Below are 19734 nucleotides of genomic sequence, written 5' to 3'. Positions count from 1 at the left end.
CCGCAACGGGAGCCCGTCACCCCCGGGCCGGGACCACCAACACCTCGGTGCCGGCCGCCCGTACGGCCCGTACCTGCTCCGCCGGCAGCCCGTCGTCGACGATCAGCAGGTCGAAGTCGGTCAGCGGGGCGAGCGCATAGAGGCCGCCCTTGGTGAACTTGGTGTGGTCGGCGACCAGGACGCGGCGGCCCGCGCTGTCCATCATGGCCCGCTTGACCTGCACGGTCTCCGGTGAGGTGTGGTAGCAGCGGCCGTTGGTGACGGCCGTGGTGGACATGAACAGCACATCGGCCCGGAAGGCCCGTACCGCCTCCGCGGTGTGCGGGCCCATGAAGGCGTCGTACGCCGGGAAGTACGTACCGCCCAGCGTGATCAGCGAGACGCCGGACTCCTTGGCGAGGGTGGTGATGGCGGGCAGCGAGTTGGTGATCACCGTCAGCGGGGTGTGCTCGGCGACCTGGTGGGCCAGCAGCAGACAGGTCGTGCTGTCGTCGAGCAGCACCGACTGCCCGGGGACCAGCAGGGTGGCGGCGGCCCGCGCCAGCTGCTGCTTGGTCTGCGCCATGGTGGCCATCCGCTCCGCGACGCTGCCGTGGAACTGCGCGGACGGCAGCCCCGTCGCGCCCCCGCGCACCTTGCGCAGCCAGCCCTGTGCCTGGAGGGCGTCCAGATCGCGGTGCGCGGTCATCAGGCTGATGCCGAACTCCTCGGCGAGGTCCGCGGTGCGCACGAAACCGCGGGCGATGACGGTGTCCCGCATGCGGCGCCGCCGCTCCTCCTGGGCCTCGACCCGGTCCATCGCTCCGCTCCCTTCCGGTTCCCGTGCGGCCATCCGGCGGGGTCCGCGGCCGCGCCGCACCGGCTCCGCCGCGTGAATTCGCCGCGTTATGTTCGCACGGACTTCACATGGGCCGCGCGGTGACAGTGGCGCCCACATGCGGTTCCGGTACGACACAACATGGCAGGTCGCGGCCCCGATGCGAAGATTCCGGCGGCCATTGACGCCCGTTTCCGCCCGGCGGTTCCATCGCTGCGTTCACCCCTCCTGCCCCGCCGCAGCAGAAAGGGAGATTCGATGACGAACTCTCCTCCGCGTTCGCTGATCACACGCCTGGGTATCCCGCCGACCCTCGCCTGGGGATACCTCGGGCTCCTCCTCTTCATGATCGGAGACGGGGTCGAGTCCGGCTATCTCTCGCCCTACCTCGCCGACCAGGGCATCCCGGAGTCCCGGGTCGCGCTGCTGTTCACCGTCTACGGCATCGCGGCGGGCCTCGCCGCCTGGCTCTCCGGCGTGCTGTCCGAGCTGTGGGGCCCGCGCCGCGTGATGTGGACCGGCCTGGGCATCTGGGGCGCCTTCCAGACGCTCTTCCTCCTCGCCGCCATTCCGCTGACCAGCTATCCGCTGATGATGCTCGCCTACGGGCTGCGTGGCCTGGGGTATCCGCTGTTCGCGTACGGGTTCCTGGTCTGGGTCGCGGGGGTGACGCCGCGCGCCCGGCTCGGCACGGCGATGGGGTGGTTCTGGTTCGCGTTCACCGGCGGCCTGCCCACCCTCGGCTCGCTGGTGGCCGGCGGGCTCATCCCGCGCATCGGCGCCTACGCCACGCTGTGGGCCGCGCTGGTGCTGGTGGCCGCGGGCGGGCTGATCGCGCTGCTGCTGGTCCGTGACGACCGCGGCGCACAGCGGCCGGGCGGGACGGGGGAGGGGCCGGTGGCCACCCTGCTCGGCAGCGTCACGATCCTGTGGCGCAACCCCAGGGTCGGCGTCGGCTCGCTGGTCCGGGTGATCAACACCGCCTCGCAGTTCGGCTTCTTCGTGATCATGCCGATCCACTTCACCAGGACGGTCGGCTTCAGCCTCACCCAGTGGCTGCATCTGCTCAGCGCGATGTTCGCCACCAACATCTTCGCCAACCTGCTGTTCGGCGTGGTCGGCGACCGGTTCGGCTGGCGCCGCACCATCGCCTGGTTCGGTGGCGCCGGCTGCGCGCTCAGCACCCTGCTGCTCTTCTACGTGCCGGATGCGGCGGGCCCGGACTTCCCGCTCGCCCTCCTCGTCGCCGCGTTCTACGGCGCTACGCTGGCGGGTTATGTACCGATATCGGCGCTGGTGCCCACCCTGGAGCCGAAGCATCAGGGACAGGCGCTCGCCGCCCTCAACCTGGGCGCGGGAGCCAGCACCTTCGTCGGCCCGGCCGTCGTCGCGGCCTTCGTCGGACCGCTCGGCGTCGAAGGGGTGGTCTGGATCTTCGCGGGGATGTACGCGGTGAGCTGTGTGCTCACCCACTTCCTGAAGCTGCCGGACGAGCCGGGCACGGCGGATGCGGGCGCCGCCGCACGGCGCGGCGACGCCCCGGAGGACACCGCGGCCGGCACCGCCCCGGCCCCGGCGTGAGAGGACCCCACTGATGTCCGTACTGACCATCGACGTCGGCACCACGGTGATCAAGTCCGTGGTTTTCGACGACCAGGGCACCGAGATCGCCGTCGCCCGCCGGGCCACCGAGGTCCTGCGCCCGCACCCCGGCTGGGCGGAACAGGACATGGACGCCGTCTGGGACGCCGTCGTCCACACGGTCCGCACGGTCCTCGACGGGTTGGCCGACCCGGTCTGGCTGGTGTCCTTCACCGCCCAGGGCGACGGTGCCTGGCTCGTCGACGACCGCGGCCGGCCCACCGGACCCGCCATCCTGTGGTCCGACGGCCGGGCCGGGGACCTGCTCACCGGCTGGCAGCGTGACGGCCTCCTGGAAGCGGCCTTCCGCCGCAACGGCTCGCTGACCTGCGCAGGGATGCCCAACGCGCTCTTCAGCTGGCTCGCCGCACACGACCCGGGCCGGCTGGCCCGCTCGGCCACCTCGCTCACCGCCGCCGGCTGGCTCTTCCTGCGCTTCACCGGCGTGCGTGCCAGCGACGAATCCGATGCCTCCGCCCCGTTCCTCGACCACACCACCGGTGACTACGACCCGTACCTCCTGGAGCTGTTCGGCCTCGGCCCGTACGAGCGGCTGCTGCCCACGGTCCTCGGGGAGTCACAGCGGATCGCCGAGATCGCCGGCGAGGCCGCCCGCGAACTGGGGCTGCCGGCCGGGCTCCCGGTCGTGATGTCGCCCTACGACATCGCGGCGACCGCCCGCGGCGTCGGCGTCGTCAACCCCGGCCAGGCCTGCAGCATCCTCGGGACCACGCTGTGCACCGAGATCGTCCGTACCGACGTCGACACCAGTGGCGAACCGTCCGGCATCCACATCGCCTACCGGGGCCGCGAACGGGTACTGCGCGCCTTCCCCACGCTCAACGGCGCCGAGGTGCTCGGCTGGGCGGCCCGGCTGCTCCACCTGCCCGGACCGCCGGAGCTGGCGCAGCTGGCCTTCGAGTCGGAGCCGGGCGCCCGCGGGCTGATGTTCCTGCCGTACCTCTCCCCGGCCGGAGAGCGGGCGCCCTTCCTCGACCCGGGCGCCCGGGGCACCTTCTGGGGCCTGTCCCTGGAGCACACCCCCGCCGATCTGGCGCGTGCCGTCTTCGACGGACTCTCGCTGGTCCTGCGGGACTCGCTGGCCGCCGCCCGTACGGACGTCAGCGAGCTGCGGCTGTGCGGCGGCGGCGCCAACAGCGACGCCTGGTGTGCGCTGATCGCCGATGCCACGGGTGTGCCCACCGCCCGCTCCGGCGACACCGAACTCGGTGCCAAGGGCGCCTTCCTGACCGGTCTGGTCCGCACCGGCGCCGAGACCAGCATGCACAGCGCCGCCGCCAAGTACGTCCGGATGCAGCGCAGTTGGCAGCCCGAGCCGGAGCGCGTGGAGTTCTATGCCGCGCTGTACGAGGACTTCCTCGGCTGGCGGGCGCACGCCCGGGAGGCCGGCTGGCGGGGCGGCGCGGCCTGGCGGGGGAGCGCCCGCCGCCGGGCCGAGGCCCCCGGCCGGCCGACCGAGACCACCGGCACCACCCCTGGAGACCCCCTGTGACTGACCCGCGCCACAGCCGCGGCACCCCCGCCCCCGGCCTCGACGGCATCTGGCTCGGCCTCGACCTGGGCACCCAGAGCGCGCGCTGCGTCGCCGTCGACGGCACCGGGCAGGTCCTCGCCACCGCCGCCCGCCCGCTCACCGGCCGTCGCGACGGCAACCGCCACGAGCAGGACCCCGAGGAGTGGTGGAGCGCGCTGGCCGCCGCCTGCCGGGAGGCCCTGGGGGGCGTCGACACCCGGCGGGTCCGCGGCCTTGCGATCGACGGGACCTCCGGGACGATCCTGCTCGCCGACGCCCACGGCACCCCGCTCACCCCCGGAGTGATGTACGACGACGGGCGCGCCGCCGCACAGGCCGCGGCCGTCAACGCCGCCGGGGAGCAGGTCTGGCAGGAGCTGGGCTACCGCAGCATGCAGCCGTCCTGGGCGCTGCCCAAACTGGTCTCCTTGCTGGAGAGCGCCCCCGCGCTCGGGCCGGACGTCCGGCTGCTGCACCAGGTCGACCTGGTCACCTGGCGGCTGGCGGGCCACCAGGTCGCGGCCGACGCCAGCCATGCCCTCAAGACCGGCTACCACCTCGTCGAGGAGCGCTGGCCGCACCGGGTGATGGCGGAACTCGGCGTGCCCGAGAGCGTGTTGCCCGAGGTCGTACGCCCCGGCAGCCCGCTCGGCACCGTCTGCGCCGCTGCCGCCGAGGCCACCGGCATCCCCAAGGGGACCACGATCGTCGCCGGGATGACCGACGGCTGTGCCGCGCAGATCGGCGCCGGGGCGCTCGCGCCGGGTGCCTGGAACTCGGTACTCGGCACCACCCTCGTCCTCAAGGGAAGCAGCCCGCACCTGGTCCGCGACCCGGCGGGCGTCGTCTACTGCCACCGCGGACCGGGCGACAACTGGCTGCCGGGCGGCGCCTCCAGCAGCGGCGCCGGCGTCCTCTCCCGGCACTTCCCCGGCGAGGACCTGGACACGCTCACCGCGCGGGCCGCGGCCCTGGACCCGGACGCGGTCGCCTACCCCCTGGTCTCCAGCGGCGGCGAACGCTTCCCCTTCCGCGCCCCCGACGCCGAACCCTTCGTCCTGGGCGAGGTCGCCACCCGCGCCGCCGGGTTCCACGCCTGGCTGCTCGGCGTCGCCTGCCTCGAACGGCTCTGCTTCGACTACCTCCACCACCTCGGCGCACCCGTCGACGGGCCGCTCACCCTCACCGGCGGCGGCGCCCGCAACACCTACTGGTGCCAGTTGCGCGCCGATGTCCTCGGCCGCCCCGTACGGCTGCCGCAGCAGGCCGAGGGCGCCCTCGGCATGGCCGTCCTCGCCGCCACGTCCTCCGGCGCCGGCCTCGGGGAGGCGGCCGCCGCCATGGTCCGCATCGACCGGGAGCTCGCGCCCGCACCGGCCCGCACCGCCCGCTACGCCCCCGTCTACCTCCGCTTCATCGACGCACTCACCCGCCGCGGCTGGCTCGACCAGGCCGTGGCCGACCACGCCCGCAGGAGGGCAGCACCGTGACCGACTTCCTCCTCGTACGCCATGGCGAGACCGTCTGGCATGCGGAGAACCGCTACGCCGGCCGCACCGATGTGCCCCTCACCGACCACGGCCGCGAACAGGCCGCCGCCCTCGCCACCTGGGCCGCCACCGCCGGCCTCACCGCCGTCCACAGTTCCCCGCTCTCCCGGGCCCGCCTCACCGCCGCCCCCGCGGCCGCCGCCTGCGGCCTGACCGCGCACACCGACGAGCGGCTCTACGAACTCGACTTCGGCCAGGGCGAGGGCCTGACCAGGGACGAGATGCGCCGGCGCTTCCCGGAGCGGCTGGCCGCCTTCCTCGCCGACCCGGTCGAGCACCATCTGCCCGACGGGGAGGACCCGCGCCGCGCCGCCGAGCGCGCCGCCGACTGCCTCGCCGACCTCGCCCGCGAACAGCCGCACGGCAAGATCCTCGTCGTCGCGCACTCCACCCTCCTGCGGGTCCTGCTCTGCCATCTGCTGGGCATCCCGCTCGCCGACTACCGCCGGGTCTTCCCCCTGCTGCACAACGGCGCCCTCACCGAGATCCGCATCGAGAACGGGCGGACCGCACTGCTCAGCTTCAACACCCCCGCCCCGGCCCCGGCACCCGCCCTCCACTGACCGTCCGGCCGTCCCGCGCCGCACCCGCCTCTTCAGGAGCAGCCCCTCATGACCACCACAGTCCTCGCCGCCGGCAACCACTTCATCCACCCGGACCTGTTCGGCCGGGCCGTGCACGAGGCCGCCGGGGACGCACCGCTGGAGGTGCGCGAGATCCGGTTCGACTGGCCGCACACCCCCTTCGGCCCGGTCGCCGAGGTCATCGAGGCCTCCGGCAGCGAGGACGAGATGATCGAGGCGCTCCAGGGCGTCGAGATCTGCGTCACCGAGCACGGTCCGCTCACCGAGCGGATCCTGGCCCACTGCCCCGATCTGAAGCTGTTCTGCACCAGCCGCGGCGGCCCGGTCAACGCCAATGTCGAAGCCGCCACCCGGCACGGCGTCGCGGTCTGCTACGCCCCCGGCCGCAACGCCACCGCCACCGCGGAGCACACTCTCACCCTGATGCTGGCCGCCGCCCGCGGCGTCGGCGACACCCACACCGATCTGCGCCGCGGCGTCTGGCGCGGCGACTACTACGACTACGACAACTGCGGCATCGAGATCGACGGCGCCACCGTCGGGCTGATCGGCTTCGGCGCCATCGGCAGCCGGGTCGCCAGGGTGCTCGCCGCCATGGGTGCCGAGGTCCTCGTCCACGACCCCTACGTCCGTCCCGAGGCGCTGGCCGGACTCGCCGAACAGGTCCCGCTCGAGGTGCTGCTGCGCCGCTCCCGCATCGTCTCGCTGCACGCACGGGTCACCGAGGAGACCAGGGGCATGATCGGGCGCGAGGAGATCGCCGCGATGCCCCGTGGCGCGATCCTGGTCAACTGTGCCCGTGGCGCGCTCCTCGACTACGACGCGGTCTGCGACGCCCTGGACTCCGGACAGCTCTCCGGAGCCGGCTTCGACGTCTTCCCGCAGGAGCCGCTGCCCGTCGGCTCCCGGCTGCTGACCGCGCCCGGCGTCGTGCTCACCCCGCACATCGCGGGCGGCAGCCAGGAAGTCGCGCACAAGGCCGCCCGGATCGTCGCCGCGGAGGTCGGCCGCTATCTGCGCGGGGAGCCGCTGGTGCACTGTGCCAACCCGGGTGTATTTCCGGCCAGGTGACGTGCCGGGGGCCGGTCTTCGGGGGCGCGTTCGCCCAGATGACGGGGTGGACGGGGAGGCGGCGGGGCACGTTCGCGACCTTGGCGGAATCAACTACCGCCTGATGCACGTGCGTTGACAGTGCATGGAGGTGGCTCCACCATGCAACGCGGCATCAACGGGTCAGGCCATGCCTTCACCGTTGGTTACCGCAGGTGGCAGTGGTAGAGCGTGTCCGCCCCCAGCAGAAGGAGCGCCCGTGGCCCCCTGGCCCCCTCTCCCCGGCACCCCCCACACCGGTTCCGGCGACCCCCGCCCCGCCGCTGCCGCGCCCCCTCGCCCAAAGGCCGCCGGCCGTGACCTCGTCGTCGCGCTCACGCCCTTCGAGGAGCCGGCGGAGCGGGTCGTCGTGGCGGCCGAACGCGCGGGCGCGCTCGGCCTGCTGGACCTCGGCAGGGACGCTAGCGCCGCGCGCGAGGCGCTCGCCCGGCTCGGGCGATTACGCCACGGGGTGCGGGTGCCGGTGGGGTGTCCGCTCACGCCCGCCGATCTGCCCGACGGGACCGACACCGTCCTGCTCGCCGACCCGCGGGCGTACGCCGCCACCGACCGCGGCGCGGTTCCCGGCCCGGACGACTGGGCCGGAGGCGGACGGCGCCGCGTATGGGCCGAGATCACCACCCCCGAGGAGGCCGCCGCGGCGTGTGCCGCCGGCGCCACCGCACTCGTCGCCCGGGGCCACGAGTCGGGCGGCCGGGTGGGCGAACTCACCACCTGCGTCCTGCTGTCCCGGGTACTCGCCGACCCGGCCGTCACGGTCCCGGTGCTCGCCGCCGGGGGAATCGGCCCGCACACCGCCGCCGCGGCCGTCGCCGGCGGAGCGGCCGGGGTGCTGCTCGACTCCCAGCTCGCGCTCACCACCGAGAGCGCGGCCCGGCTGCCCCGTGCGGTCGCCGACGCGATCCGGGCCATGGACGGCAGCGAGACCACCCTCGTCGCGGGCCACCGCGTCCTCACCCGCCCGGACCTCGCCGCCCCCGCGGCGGCCGCGGGCAGCGACCAGGACGGCGCCGGGAGCGTCGGGGCGCCACCCGGCCCCGCCCGTATCGCCGCCCTCCTCGGCGCCCGGGACCTGCAGGCCCAGTTGCTCCCCATCGGCCAGGACGGGGCGTTCGCCGCCCGGCTCGCCGCCCGGCACCGGACCACCGGCGGCCTCGTACAGGCGGTACGGTCCGCGCTCACCGGGCACCTCGCCGCGGCGGCGCGCACCCGCCCGCTCGCACCGCGCCCCGGAGCCCGCCATCTCCCCGTCGCCCAGGGTCCGATGACCCGGGTCAGCGACGAGGCCGCCTTCGCCGACGCCGTCGCCGCCGCGGGCGGACTGCCCTTCCTCGCCCTCGCCGTCATGGACGGCGCGCAGGTGCGCCGGCTGCTGGCCGAGACCGCCGAGCGGCTGGCCGAGCGGCCCTGGGGCGTCGGCCTGCTGGGCTTCGCACCGCCCGAGCTCCGGCGCGAACAGCTCGCCGCCGTCGCCGAGTTCGCCCCCGCGTACGCGCTGATCGCCGGCGGCCGGCCCGCCCAGGCCGCACCGCTCGAAGCGGCCGGAACCCGCACCTACCTCCATGTTCCGGCGCCCGCCCTGCTGGAGCGCTACCTCGCCGAAGGCGCCCGGAGATTCGTCTTCGAGGGCCAGGAGTGCGGCGGCCACATCGGTCCCCGGGCCAGCTTCCCGCTGTGGGAGGAGCAGATCGAGCGGCTGACCGCCCACGCCCGGACGCACGGCGGCACGGCGGAGGACCTGGACCTGCTCTTCGCGGGCGGCATCCACGACGCCCGCTCCGCCGCCATGGTGGCCGCCGCCGCGGCCCCGCTCGCCGAACTCGGCGCCCGCATCGGCGTCCTGATGGGCACCGCCTACCTCTTCACCGAGGAGGCCGTGGCCACCGGCGCCGTCCTCCCCGGCTTCCAGGACACCGCCCTCGCCTGCGACCGGACCGTCCTGCTGCGGACCGCACCGGGCCATGCCACCCGCTGCGCCGAGACGGCCTACGCCGAGGAGTTCGCGGCCGCCGAACGGCGCCTCGCCGCACAGGGCACCGACCCGCGGGCCCGGTGGGAGGAGCTGGAGCGGCGCAACCTCGGACGGCTGCGCCTGGCGAGCAAGGGGCTGCGCCATACGGACGGCGGGCCGCCCTCCCCGGTGGAGGAGCCCGAACAGCGCCGGGAGGGCCTCTACATGCTGGGCCAGGCCGCCACCGCCCGCAGCGCCACCACCACCGTCGCCGCGCTGCACACCGCCGTGACCGAGGGGGCCACCGCGCAGCTCACGGCACGGGCGGAGCAGTTCCCGACACCCGAAGCGGATCAGGACCGGCACCAGGGGCCGGAGGCGGAGCCGCTGGACATCGCCATCGTCGGGATGGCGTGCTGCTACCCCGGCGCGGCCGACGCCGCCCGTTTCTGGTCCAACATCGTCGCCGGCGTCGACTCCGTCACCGAGGTCCCCGCCGAGCGCTGGGACACCGGTACGTACCACGACCCGGACCCCGCGCGGGCGGGCGCACGCACCCCGTCGCGCTGGGGCGGCTTCCTGCCCGCCGTCCCCTTCGACGCCCTCGCCCACGGCATCCCGCCGGCCTCCCTCGCCGCCATCGAGCCGGTACAGCTGCTCGCCCTGGAAGCGGCCGCCAAGGCCCTGGCGGACGCCGGATACGCCGAGCGCGACTTCGACCGCGCCCGCACCAGCGTCGTCTTCGGCGCCGAGGCGGGCACCGAACTGGCGGGCGCCTACGGCCTGCGCGCCCTGCACCCGGCCTACCTGGGAGACCTGCCGCCCGAGCTCGACGCCGCACTGCCGCGCCTGACCGAGGACTCCTTCCCCGGCGTCCTCGCCAACGTCATCGCCGGACGCATCGCGAGCCGCCTCGACCTGGGCGGCGCCAACTGCACCGTGGACGCCGCCTGCGCCTCCTCGCTCGCCGCCCTCGACCTGGCATGCCGTCAACTGCGCGACCACGACAGCGATATGGCGCTGTGCGGCGGCGCCGATCTGCACAACGGCATCAACGACTACCTGATGTTCGCGTCCGTGCGCGCCCTGTCGCCCACCGGCCGCTGCCGCCCTTTCGACGCGACGGCCGACGGCATCGCGCTCGGCGAGGGCGTCGGCGCCCTGGTCCTCAAGCGGCTCGCGGACGCCGAGCGCGACGGCGACCGGATCTACGCGGTCGTCAAGGCGGTCGGCACCTCCAGCGACGGGCGGTCCCTCGGACTGACCGCACCACGGCCCGAGGGCCAGCGGCGGGCCCTCGACCGCGCCTACCGGCGTGCCGGGATCAGCCCCGCGCAGGTCGGCCTCCTCGAAGCACACGGCACCGGGACCGTCGTCGGCGACACGGCCGAACTCGGCGTCCTCACCGAGGTGTTCGAGGCCGCCGGAGCCACCCCCGGCAGCTGCACACTGGGCTCGGTCAAATCGCAGATCGGGCACACCAAATGCGCGGCCGGACTGGCCGGGCTCATCAAGGCCGCGCGCGCCGTGCACACCGGCGTCCGGCCGCCGACCCTGCATCTGACCCGGCCGGCCGCGGACACCGGACCGTTCCGCTTCGACGCCGGGAGCGCCCGGCCCTGGCCGGTCCCCGTGGGGCGGCGCATCGCCGGGGTGAGCGCCTTCGGCTTCGGCGGCACCAACTACCACGCCGTCCTGGCCGGTTACGAGGGCGCCCCCGAGCCCGCCCACAGCCTGACGCACTGGCCCGCCGAACTCTTCTGCTTCCGGGGCGCCGACCGCTCCGCCGCCGTACGGGCCATGGAGCGTCTCGCCGCGCGACTGGCGGACAACGACGCCGCCGGGCGGCCGTGGCCGCTGCGCGACCTGGCCGCCGACACCGCGTCCGGGCAGGGGCCGGTCCAGGTCTGCCTGGTGGCCGACGGCCTCGATGACCTCGCCGTCAAGCTGGCCGCCGCCCGACGGTTCGACGCCGCCGAGGGCGTGTATCCGCGCCGCCGGGACGCCGACCCCGGACTGGTCTCCTTCCTCTTCCCCGGCCAGGGCAGCCAACGGACCGGAATGCTCGGCGAGTTGTTCCTCGCCTTCCCCGCGCTGCGCGGCCTCCTGGACGACGCCGACCCGCGGTGGGTCGCGGCCATGTTCCCGCCCACCGCCTTCACCGCCGAGCGGCGGGCCGCCCAGCAGACCGCCCTCACCGACACCCGCGTCGCCCAGCCGGCGCTCGGCCTCGCCTCCGCCGCCGCGCACCGGCTGCTCACCACGCTCGGCGTGCGCCCCGACTGCACTGCCGGGCACTCGTACGGCGAGCTGACCGCCCTGTGGGCCGCGGGCGCCTATGACACCGCGACGCTGCTCCGGCTCAGCGCCCGCCGCGGCGAGGCCATCCTCGCGGCGGCCGGGGAGGACCCCGGGACGATGGCCGCCGTCGCGGCCACCCCGGCGCGCGTCAGGGACCTGATCCACGGTGCGGGGGTCGTCGTCGCCAACCACAACGCACCCGAACAGAGTGTGATCTCCGGGCCCACCGACGCCGTGGAAGCGGCCGTGGCGGCGCTGCGCACGGCCGGTCTGGACGCCCGGCGCCTGCCCGTGGCCTGTGCCTTCCACAGCCCGCAACTCGCCGCCGCCCGCGACACGCTCGCCGCCGAACTGGCCGCGGCACAGGTGTCCGTGCCCGCCTTCCCGGTCTGGTCCGGCGCCACCGCGCGCCCGTACGACCGCGAGGCGTCCGCGGTACGCGACACCCTGGCGGGCCAGGTCGCCGCGCCGGTGCGCTTCGTGGACCAGATCGAGGACATGTACGCCGCCGGGGTGCGCACCTTCGTCGAGGCCGGGCCCGGCCGGGTGCTCACCGGCCTCGTCGGGCGCATCCTGGGCGAACGGCCGCACACCGCCGTGGCACTGGACGTCCCGGGCGAGCCGGGACTCGCCCGGCTGCCGCACGTCCTGGCCCGGCTCGCCGCGGCCGGGGTCCCGTTCGACCCGGAGGCCCTGTTCCATGGGCGTACCGAGACCTTGCCCGCGGCCCCGCCGCGCCGCCCGGGGTGGCTGGTCGACGGGCATCTGGTGCGCACCGCCGACGGCGCCCTCCTGCCGGGCGGGCTGCGCCCGGCGCGACGCGTGGAGACCCGCAGGGACCACGAGGGGGCGGCGGCGCTCGGGAGCGCCCCCGCGTCCGGCGACTCCGCCCGGCAGGCCGCGGTGCTGGAGTACCTGCGGGCCTCGCGGGAGCTGGTCGCCGCACAACGGGATGTCGTACTGCGGTATCTGGGGGAGGCGGGGGCGCCCCCGTGGACGGGGGAGGCCTCGTGGACGGGGGAGCCCTCGCGGGAGGGCGAGAGGGCGGAGCCGGCGCGGGCCGCCGTGGCCGCGTCGCCGGTGCCCCTTCCCGAGCGCGCCGGCGCCGCGTCGTACCCGGCGCCCGTCGGTACCGGCGCCGAAGGCCCGGACGGAGCCGCCGACGGGCAAGCGCCCGCCGCCGCGGCACCGTGTCCGAGCCCCGCGGAACTCCTCGAAGCCGTACGGGAGATCATCCACACCCGGACCGGATACCCGCACGAGATGCTCGACGCCGACCTCGACCTGGAGGCCGACCTCTCGGTGGACTCCATCAAGCGGGTGGAGATCATCGGTGCGCTGGCCGACCGGATCGGGCTGCCGCAGGACGCCGACGGGGCCATGGAGTCGGCGGTGGAGCAGCTCGCCCGGGTCAAGACCATCAGCGGCATCGTCGACTGGATCGCCGCCGCCCGCAGCGAGCCCGAGCCGGCGGCGCCCGTGCCGGCCCTCTCGTCGTCCGAGTCCGCACCGGATCCCGCCGGCCGCGCGCCGGGTCCGGCCCCCGCCGCCGTCGTCGCGCCCGCACCGGCCCCCGCCGCGAACCCGCCCGCCCGGCCCGAAGCCGACGGTGCCCCCGTGCCGCGCCGCCCCACCCGCTACCTCGTCGAGGTCGCGCCCCTCGGCCCGCCGGCGAGCCGACCGGCCGCCGACGTGGTGGCGGGCAGCGACTTCACCGTGGTGGAGGACGGACAGGGGGTGGCGCTCGCCCTCACCGCCCTCCTGGAGAGCCACGGGGCACGGGTCCGTACCGTCCCCGCCGAGCGGCTGGCCGAGGTCGCCGCCGACGGGGTGGGCGGGCTGGTGGACCTCAGCGCCCTGCGGGCCGGCCGCGGTGCCGTACTGCCCGGGCAGTACGCAGGACTGCGCACCGCCCTGACCAGCGGTGCCCGGTGGCTGCTGCTGGCCACCGCGGCCGGCGGCACCTTCGGCCAGGACGCCGCCGAGGACGCTCCCGACCCCCTGCCCGGCGCCGGGCTGCGCGGCTTCGCCCGTGCGGCGGCCCTCGAATACCCCGGCGTGCTCATCCGCGCCGTGGACATCGACCCCAAGGACCGCCCAGAACGCATCGCGGCCCACCTCCTCGCCGAACTGTGCGCCCCCGCCGAACCGGTCGTCGTCGGCCGCACCAACGGCACCCGCACCACCCTGCGCACCGTTCCCACACCCCTGTCCCACGACCGGCCCGCCACCGGCCGTCCACCGCTCGGCGCCGGCTCGGTGGTGCTGCTGACCGGCGGCGCGCGCGGCATCACCGCCCGTACGGCGCACGCCCTGGCCCGCGCCCACGGCTGCCACATCGAACTCCTCGGACGCACGCCCCTGGACGAGACCCCCGAGGACCCGGCACTCGCGCATGCCCACGACCGCATCGCGCTGCGCGCCGCGCTCATCGCCCAAGGGCTGCGCAGACCGGCGGAGATCGAGGCGGCGGCCACCCGCGTCCTGGCCCGCCGCGAGATCACCGGCACCCTCGCCGCCCTGGAACCGCTCGCCGCTTCCGTGCGCTACCACGCGGCCGATGTCACCGACGCGGCCGCCGTACGCGCCGTGGTCCGGGACATCCGGGACCGGCACGGCCGCCTCGACGGGATCGTGCACGGCGCGGGCACCCTGGAGGACAAGCTGCTGCGGGACAAGGACCCGGCCTCCTTCGCCCGGGTCTTCGCCACCAAGGTCGACGGCGCCCGGCACCTCCGGGCGGCCGCCGGCGACGACACCGGCTTCCTCGTCCTCTTCGGCAGCGTCGCCGGGGTGTTCGGCAACCGCGGCCAGGCCGACTACGCCGCGGCCAACGACGCCCTGGACACCCTCGCCCGGGCCTGGTCGGCCCGTGGCGCGGGGCGCGTCCTCGCCGTCGACTGGGGGCCCTGGGCGGCCGACGGGGGCGGCATGGTCACCCCGGAGCTGGAGCGCGCCTACGCCCGCCGGGGCATCCCGCTCCTGGACCCCGGGGCCGCGGCCGACGCCGTGCTGGCCGAACTGGCCCACGGCACCTCGCCCCAGGTCGTCCTGGCGGCGGAGGCGGACGGGGAGGCGGCGGCCGATGTCTGAGACCGGCCCCCGCCCCACGGACGCCGCGATCGTCGGCATGGGGGCGCTCTTCCCCGGCGCCGGTGATCTCGCCGCGTACTGGCGCAACCTGCTGGCCGGCACGGACTGCATCACGGACGTGCCGCCCGGCCGCTGGGACCCCGAGATCTACTACGACCCGCACGGCGCCGAGGGCCCCGCCCGCAGCGACCGCTTCTACTGCCGGCGGGGCGGCTTCCTCGACGAATCGGCCGCCTTCGACCCCACCCGCTTCGGCATCATGCCCGCCACCGTCCCGGGCGCCGAGCCCGACCAACTGCTCGCGCTGCACGTGATCGCCGATGCCATCGCCGACGCCGGCGGCCAGGAGCGGCTGCCCGCCGACCGCTCCCGGATCGGCGTCGTCCTCGGCCGGGGCGGCTTCATGGGCGTGGCCACCGCCCGGCTCGACCAGCGCGTCCGCACCGCCCACCAGCTCGCCGTCACCCTGCGCGAACTCGCCCCGGAACTGGGGGAGCCGAAGATCTCGGCCGTACGCGAGGCCTTCCAGGAGAGCCTCGGCCCCGAACGGCCGGAGGCCTCCATCGGCCTGGTGCCCAGCTTCACCGCCGCCCGGACCGCCAACCGGCTGGACTTCCGCGGGCCCGCCTACACCCTCGACGCGGCCTGCGCCTCCTCGCTGCTGGCCGTGGCGCAGGCCGTCGATCTGCTGGCCGCCGGGCGCTGCGACAGCGTGATCGCCGGCGCCGTGCACCACTGCCATATCGCCACCCTCTGGAGCGTCTTCACCCAACTGCGCGCCCTCAGCCCCACCCAGTGCATCCGCCCGTTCGACCGCCGGGCCGACGGCACCCTGCTGTCCGAAGGCACCGGCGTCGTCCTCCTCAAACGCCTGGCCGACGCCGAACGCGACGGGGACCGGGTGTACGCGGTCCTGCGCGGGGCCGGGGTGGCGGGGGACGGGCGCGCGTCGAGCCTGATGAACCCCCGCACGGAGGGGCAGATCCGGGCGCTGGAACAGGCCTGGTCGAGCGCCGGCCTCGATCCGGAACACCCCGCCGCACTCGGCCTGCTGGAGGCGCACGGCACGGGTACCCCGGTCGGTGACGATGCCGAACTCGCCACCCTGGCCCGGGTGTTCGGGCCGCCCGGTGCGGGCCGCACGCCGGTCGGCCTGGGCTCGGTGAAGTCGATGCTCGGCCACACCATGCAGGCCGCCGGCATCGCCGGACTGATCAAGGCCGCCCTCGCCGTCCACCACCGCACCCTGCCGCCGACCCTGCATCTGGACGAGCCGCACGAGGGCCTGGCACGGACCCGGATGCGTCCGCTCACCGAGGCCGAGCCCTGGGACGCCGGACGCGCCCCCCTGCGGGCCGGTGTCAACGCCTTCGGCTTCGGCGGGATCAACGCACACGTCATCCTGGAGGAGGCCCCCGGGCACCGGGGCGCCGTCGCGCCGCCGCCCGTACCCCGCCGCTCCCCGCTGCGAACGGCGGAGCCGGGGCGCCTGGCCCGGCTCACCGCGCAGTCGCCCGGTGAACTCGCGGAAAAATTACGGAACATGGGGGACGGGAACGGGGGCGGAGGCGGTTACCGGAACGGGGACGCGGACGGGAGCCGGGGTGGCGCGGCGGGCACGGAGGCCCCCGTGGACCGCGGCCCCTGCCGGCTCGCCCTCCTCGACCCCACCCCGCAGCGGCGTGCGCTGGCCGCCAAGATCCTGGCGCGCGGGCTGCCCTGGCGGGGGCGCGGCGAGGTGTGGTTCACCCCGAGCCCCTTCTTCGGGCCATACGCACCGGAGGCGGGGGCACGGCTCGCGTTCGTCTTCCCGGGCTTGGAAGCGGAACCGCCGCCGCGGATGGACGACCTCGCCGACCGGATGTCCCTGCCACGCCCCCCGGCCTCCGGCGGCAGCGGGCTGGTCGAACGGGCCGTCGACACGCTCGCCGTCGGCCGGCTGCTCGCCCGCGCCCTGGCCGAACTGGGCATCGTCCCCGATCTGCTGACCGGACACAGCCTCGGGGAATGGACGGCCATGGTGGTCGCCGGAATGTATCCCCCGCGGGCCGTGGACACCTTCCTCGACTCGCTGCGGCCCGGCTCCCTGGCCGTACCCGATCTGGTCTACGCGGCCCTGGGCTGCGGCGCCGCACAAGCGGCCGTCGCGCTCGAAGGCCTGGAGCGGGTCGCGGTCAGCCATGACAACTGCCCGCACCAGTCGGTGATCTGCGGCGCTCCGGAGCACCTGGCCGTGGCCGTCCGCCGACTCGCCGGACAGGGCGTACGGGCCCAGGAGATGCCCTTCCGCTCCGGCTTCCACACGCCGATGTGGGCGCCCTACCTCGACCAGGTCGGTGCCGCGTTCGACGCCCTGCCGCTGCGGGACCCGCACCTGCCCGTATGGTCGGCGACGACCGCCGCGCCTTTCCCCGAGGACCCTGCGGACGTCCGTGCGCTGGTGCTGCGGCACCTCCTGGAGCCGGTCCGCTTCCAGCAACTGACCAGACGGCTCCACGAGACGGGGGTCCGCGCCTTCGTCCAGATCGGCGCCGGCAGCCTCACCGGCTTCGTCGGCGACACCCTCCATGGCGCGGACCATCTCGCCGTGGCGGCGGCCGGCACCCGCGGCGACGGTTGGGGCCAACTGCTGCGGACGGCCGCCGCGTTGTGGGCCGAGGGGCTGAACCCGCGCTGGGAGCGGCTGGAGCCTCGTGGAGGCGCCGCCGGGGCCGCGGACCGGGGTACGGGCGCGGAGCGAGCGGCTGTACTTGCCGTGGACGGGGCCGTGGGTTCGGGGCAAGTCCCTGCACCTGCTGCCGTGAACGGGGCCGCGGGCCCGGAGGGAGCCGCTCCGCCTGTTGCGGACCGCGCTCCCGGCTCGGAGAGAGCCGGCGCATCGGTCCGGCTCGATCTCGGCTCGCCGCTGGTCCGCCTTGGCGGCGCGGCGGCGAAGGGCCGGCTTTTCGCGCCCGCGGACTCCCCCCCACCCCCGAACCCACCCCCCGCCCCCTCCCCCGAAGGGGGAGGAGGGGGAGGGGGCGGGGGAGCGCTGCCGCACCCCTCGCCGTCCACCGCGGAACCCGTCCGTCCCGACCCAGCGGAACCCGTCCATCCCGCCGACCTCGCTCGCCCCGCCCCTCCTGTCCAACACGCCCTGGACGCCCTCCTCGCCGAAACCCGCGCCGCCACCCGCACGGTCGCCGCCGCGGCCGCCCGCCCGGCCCCAGCACTCGCCTCCCGCCCCACCCCCGCTTCGACCTACCCCACCACTCACCCGTCCCCCGCCCCGTCCCCGTCCCCCCACCGCACCACCCGCCACCTCTCCCTGACCACCCTCCCGTACGTCCGCGACCACTGCGTCTATCTCCAGCCCGACGACTGGCCGGAGCCCGCCGACCGATTCCCCGTCGTCCCCATGACCACGCTGCTGGAACTGGCCGCCGAGGCGGCCCAGGAGGCCCGGCCCGGATACACCGTCACCGGCTACTCCGACGTCCGGGCCCTGCGCTGGCTGCCCGTCGCCCCGCCCGTGGACCTGCCCGTCAGCGCCACCCCTGCCGATGACGGGCGCGTACGGGTGGCCCTGGGCGACCACGCCGCCGTCACCGTCCACCTCGCGGCGCACCACCCTTCTCCGCCGCCGCCCGACTCCTCGCCCCTGACGTCCTGCCGGCCGGCACCGGTGAGCGCCGAGGCCCTCTACCGGGACCGGTGGATGTTCCACGGCCCGGCGTTCGCCGGGGTCCACGAGGTCGATGAGCTCGCCGCCGACGGCATCCGCGGCACACTGCGCGCACTCCCCGCGCCCGGCGCCCTCCTGGACGCCGCGGGCCAGCTCCTCGGCCACTGGATGCAGCTGCAACTCACCGGCGACCGGCTGGTCTTCCCCGCGACCCTGGACCGCATACGGCTCTACGGGCCCCCGCCCCGCGCGGGCGCGCTGCTGGCGGCCACCGCCCGGATCCGTGAGGTACGGCCCGGTTCGGTACGCGGCGATGTGGAGCTGCGCGGCGCCGACGGCCGTGTATGGGCGCGGCTGGAGGGCTGGACGTACCGGCGTTTCGGCGCCGACGAACGGGTGTGGCCCATGAAGTTCACCCCGGAGGTGTGCGGCATCGGTGAACCCCGGCCGGGCGGCTGGTGCCTGGCCCGGCGCCGCTGGACCGATCCGGCCTCGCAGGAGCTGGTCATGCGCCGCTATCTGGGCGCCGCCGAACGCGCCCGCTACGAACGCTGCGCGCCGCGCGCCCGCACGGCCTGGCTGCTGGGCCGGATCGCCGCCAAGGACGCGGTCCGTGAGCTGCTGTGGGAGTCGGGCGCGGGCCCTCTCTTCCCCGCCGAGGTCTCCGTCGGCAACGACGACCACGGCCGCCCCAGACCCGAGGGCCCGCTCGCCGCCGGGCTCCACCTCTCGCTCGCGCACAAGAACCATGTCGCCGTCGCCCTCGCCCACCGGTCGGGCCCCGTCGGCATCGACATCGAGCCGGTCACCGACGATCCGCGGGCCCTCGAACAGATCGCCCTCACCCCGGCCGAACGCCGCCTGGCGGACGGCCTGCAGGCCCGGGAGGCAACCGGGGGCACCGGCCGTGCCTACTGGCTCACCGCCCTGTGGTGCGCCAAGGAGGCCGCGGCGAAGGCGGCGGGCAGCGGCCTCGGCGGGCGGCCGCTGGAGTGGGCCGTGACGGCCGCACCGGGCGACGCCCTGTGGGTGGCCGCCCCGGACGGCCGGCGCCACCTCGTGCATCTCGACTCCGTCCACGACCTGTCCGCGCGCCATGTCGTCGCCTGGACCGGGCCGCCGCCCGAGGACCGTACGGGCACCGACACCCCCACTTCCACGGAGGCCACCCATGGCAGCTGACCCGCTCCCCGAGCGCACCGGGGCGATCCTGGCCGAGATCACCGACATGCTGGTGAGCGTCGTCGGCGACGAACTGCTCGTCGTCGGCGAGATCACCCCCGCGACCACCTTCAACGACGATCTGGCACTGGAGAGCATCGAGTTCGTCGCCCTCGCCGAGCTGCTGCAACAGCGCTACGGCAGCGCCGTGGACCTCCTCGGCCTCCTCGCGGAGAAGGACATCGACCAGATCCTGGCCATGACGGTCGGCGAACTCGCCGTCCACATCGACGAGGTCACCGCCGCCGACCAGGCCTGCGCGGGCTGA

9 protein-coding genes are annotated in these 19734 nt (G+C 75.5%); 8 read left to right on the top strand and 1 reads right to left on the bottom strand.

Translation table 11 applies throughout. The features are described from left to right. Window positions 1-16: 16 nt before the first annotated feature. Entirely contained in the window at window positions 17-799 is a 783-nt protein-coding gene (locus tag Scani_RS13745; protein WP_159474438.1) for a DeoR/GlpR family DNA-binding transcription regulator, read from the bottom strand. A 276-nt stretch (window positions 800-1075) separates the two neighbouring features. On the opposite strand from Scani_RS13745, the gene Scani_RS13740 reads away from it, so the two are divergent. From Scani_RS13740 to Scani_RS13705, 8 genes are all read left to right on the top strand, one after another. Continuing rightward, window positions 1076-2398 (top strand): MFS transporter, encoded by a 1323-nt coding sequence (locus Scani_RS13740; RefSeq protein WP_159474435.1) that lies wholly within the window; start codon window positions 1076-1078, stop codon window positions 2396-2398. 13 nt (window positions 2399-2411) lie between these two features. Beyond that, the gene (locus tag Scani_RS13735; RefSeq protein ID WP_159474432.1) at window positions 2412-3971 is read left to right on the top strand and encodes an FGGY-family carbohydrate kinase; all 1560 of its coding nucleotides are present in this window, start codon (window positions 2412-2414) and stop codon (window positions 3969-3971) included. Continuing rightward, window positions 3968-5482 (top strand): FGGY-family carbohydrate kinase, encoded by a 1515-nt coding sequence (locus tag Scani_RS13730; RefSeq protein ID WP_159474429.1) that lies wholly within the window; start codon window positions 3968-3970, stop codon window positions 5480-5482. Before Scani_RS13735 ends, Scani_RS13730 begins: the two co-directional genes overlap by 4 nt. Then, the gene (locus Scani_RS13725) at window positions 5479-6105 is read left to right on the top strand and encodes a histidine phosphatase family protein (RefSeq protein ID WP_159474427.1); all 627 of its coding nucleotides are present in this window, start codon (window positions 5479-5481) and stop codon (window positions 6103-6105) included. The genes Scani_RS13730 and Scani_RS13725 overlap by 4 nt, the downstream gene beginning before the upstream one ends. A 48-nt stretch (window positions 6106-6153) precedes the next feature. Continuing rightward, window positions 6154-7197, top strand: a complete 1044-nt coding sequence (locus tag Scani_RS13720) for a 2-hydroxyacid dehydrogenase (protein WP_159474425.1) — start codon at window positions 6154-6156, stop codon at window positions 7195-7197. A 238-nt stretch (window positions 7198-7435) separates the two neighbouring features. Next, entirely contained in the window at window positions 7436-14581 is a 7146-nt protein-coding gene (locus Scani_RS13715; protein ID WP_246295773.1) for a type I polyketide synthase, read from the top strand. After that, window positions 14574-19427: a type I polyketide synthase gene (locus Scani_RS13710; RefSeq protein ID WP_159474421.1), complete on the top strand. Its 4854-nt coding sequence runs from the start codon at window positions 14574-14576 to the stop codon at window positions 19425-19427. Before Scani_RS13715 ends, Scani_RS13710 begins: the two co-directional genes overlap by 8 nt. Further along, window positions 19417-19734 (top strand): phosphopantetheine-binding protein, encoded by a 318-nt coding sequence (locus Scani_RS13705; RefSeq protein ID WP_159474419.1) that lies wholly within the window; start codon window positions 19417-19419, stop codon window positions 19732-19734. Before Scani_RS13710 ends, Scani_RS13705 begins: the two co-directional genes overlap by 11 nt.

This window comes from Streptomyces caniferus (genome assembly GCF_009811555.1).
Taxonomy (GTDB): domain Bacteria; phylum Actinomycetota; class Actinomycetes; order Streptomycetales; family Streptomycetaceae; genus Streptomyces; species Streptomyces caniferus.
The sequence above is the reverse complement of the archived record's forward strand: the minus strand, read 5'-3'. Positions and strand labels throughout refer to the sequence as shown.

Excerpts from the sequence above, each read along its gene's own strand:
- Scani_RS13705 (WP_159474419.1), top strand. The coding sequence starts at position 19,417 with ATGGCAGCTGACCCGCTCCCCGAGCGCACCGGGGCGATCCTGGCCGAG.
- Scani_RS13735 (WP_159474432.1), top strand. The coding sequence starts at position 2,412 with ATGTCCGTACTGACCATCGACGTCGGCACCACGGTGATCAAGTCCGTG.
- Scani_RS13720 (WP_159474425.1), top strand. The coding sequence starts at position 6,154 with ATGACCACCACAGTCCTCGCCGCCGGCAACCACTTCATCCACCCGGAC.
- Scani_RS13740 (WP_159474435.1), top strand. The coding sequence starts at position 1,076 with ATGACGAACTCTCCTCCGCGTTCGCTGATCACACGCCTGGGTATCCCG.
- Scani_RS13710 (WP_159474421.1), top strand. The coding sequence starts at position 14,574 with ATGTCTGAGACCGGCCCCCGCCCCACGGACGCCGCGATCGTCGGCATG.
- Scani_RS13745 (WP_159474438.1), bottom strand. The coding sequence starts at position 799 with ATGGACCGGGTCGAGGCCCAGGAGGAGCGGCGGCGCCGCATGCGGGAC.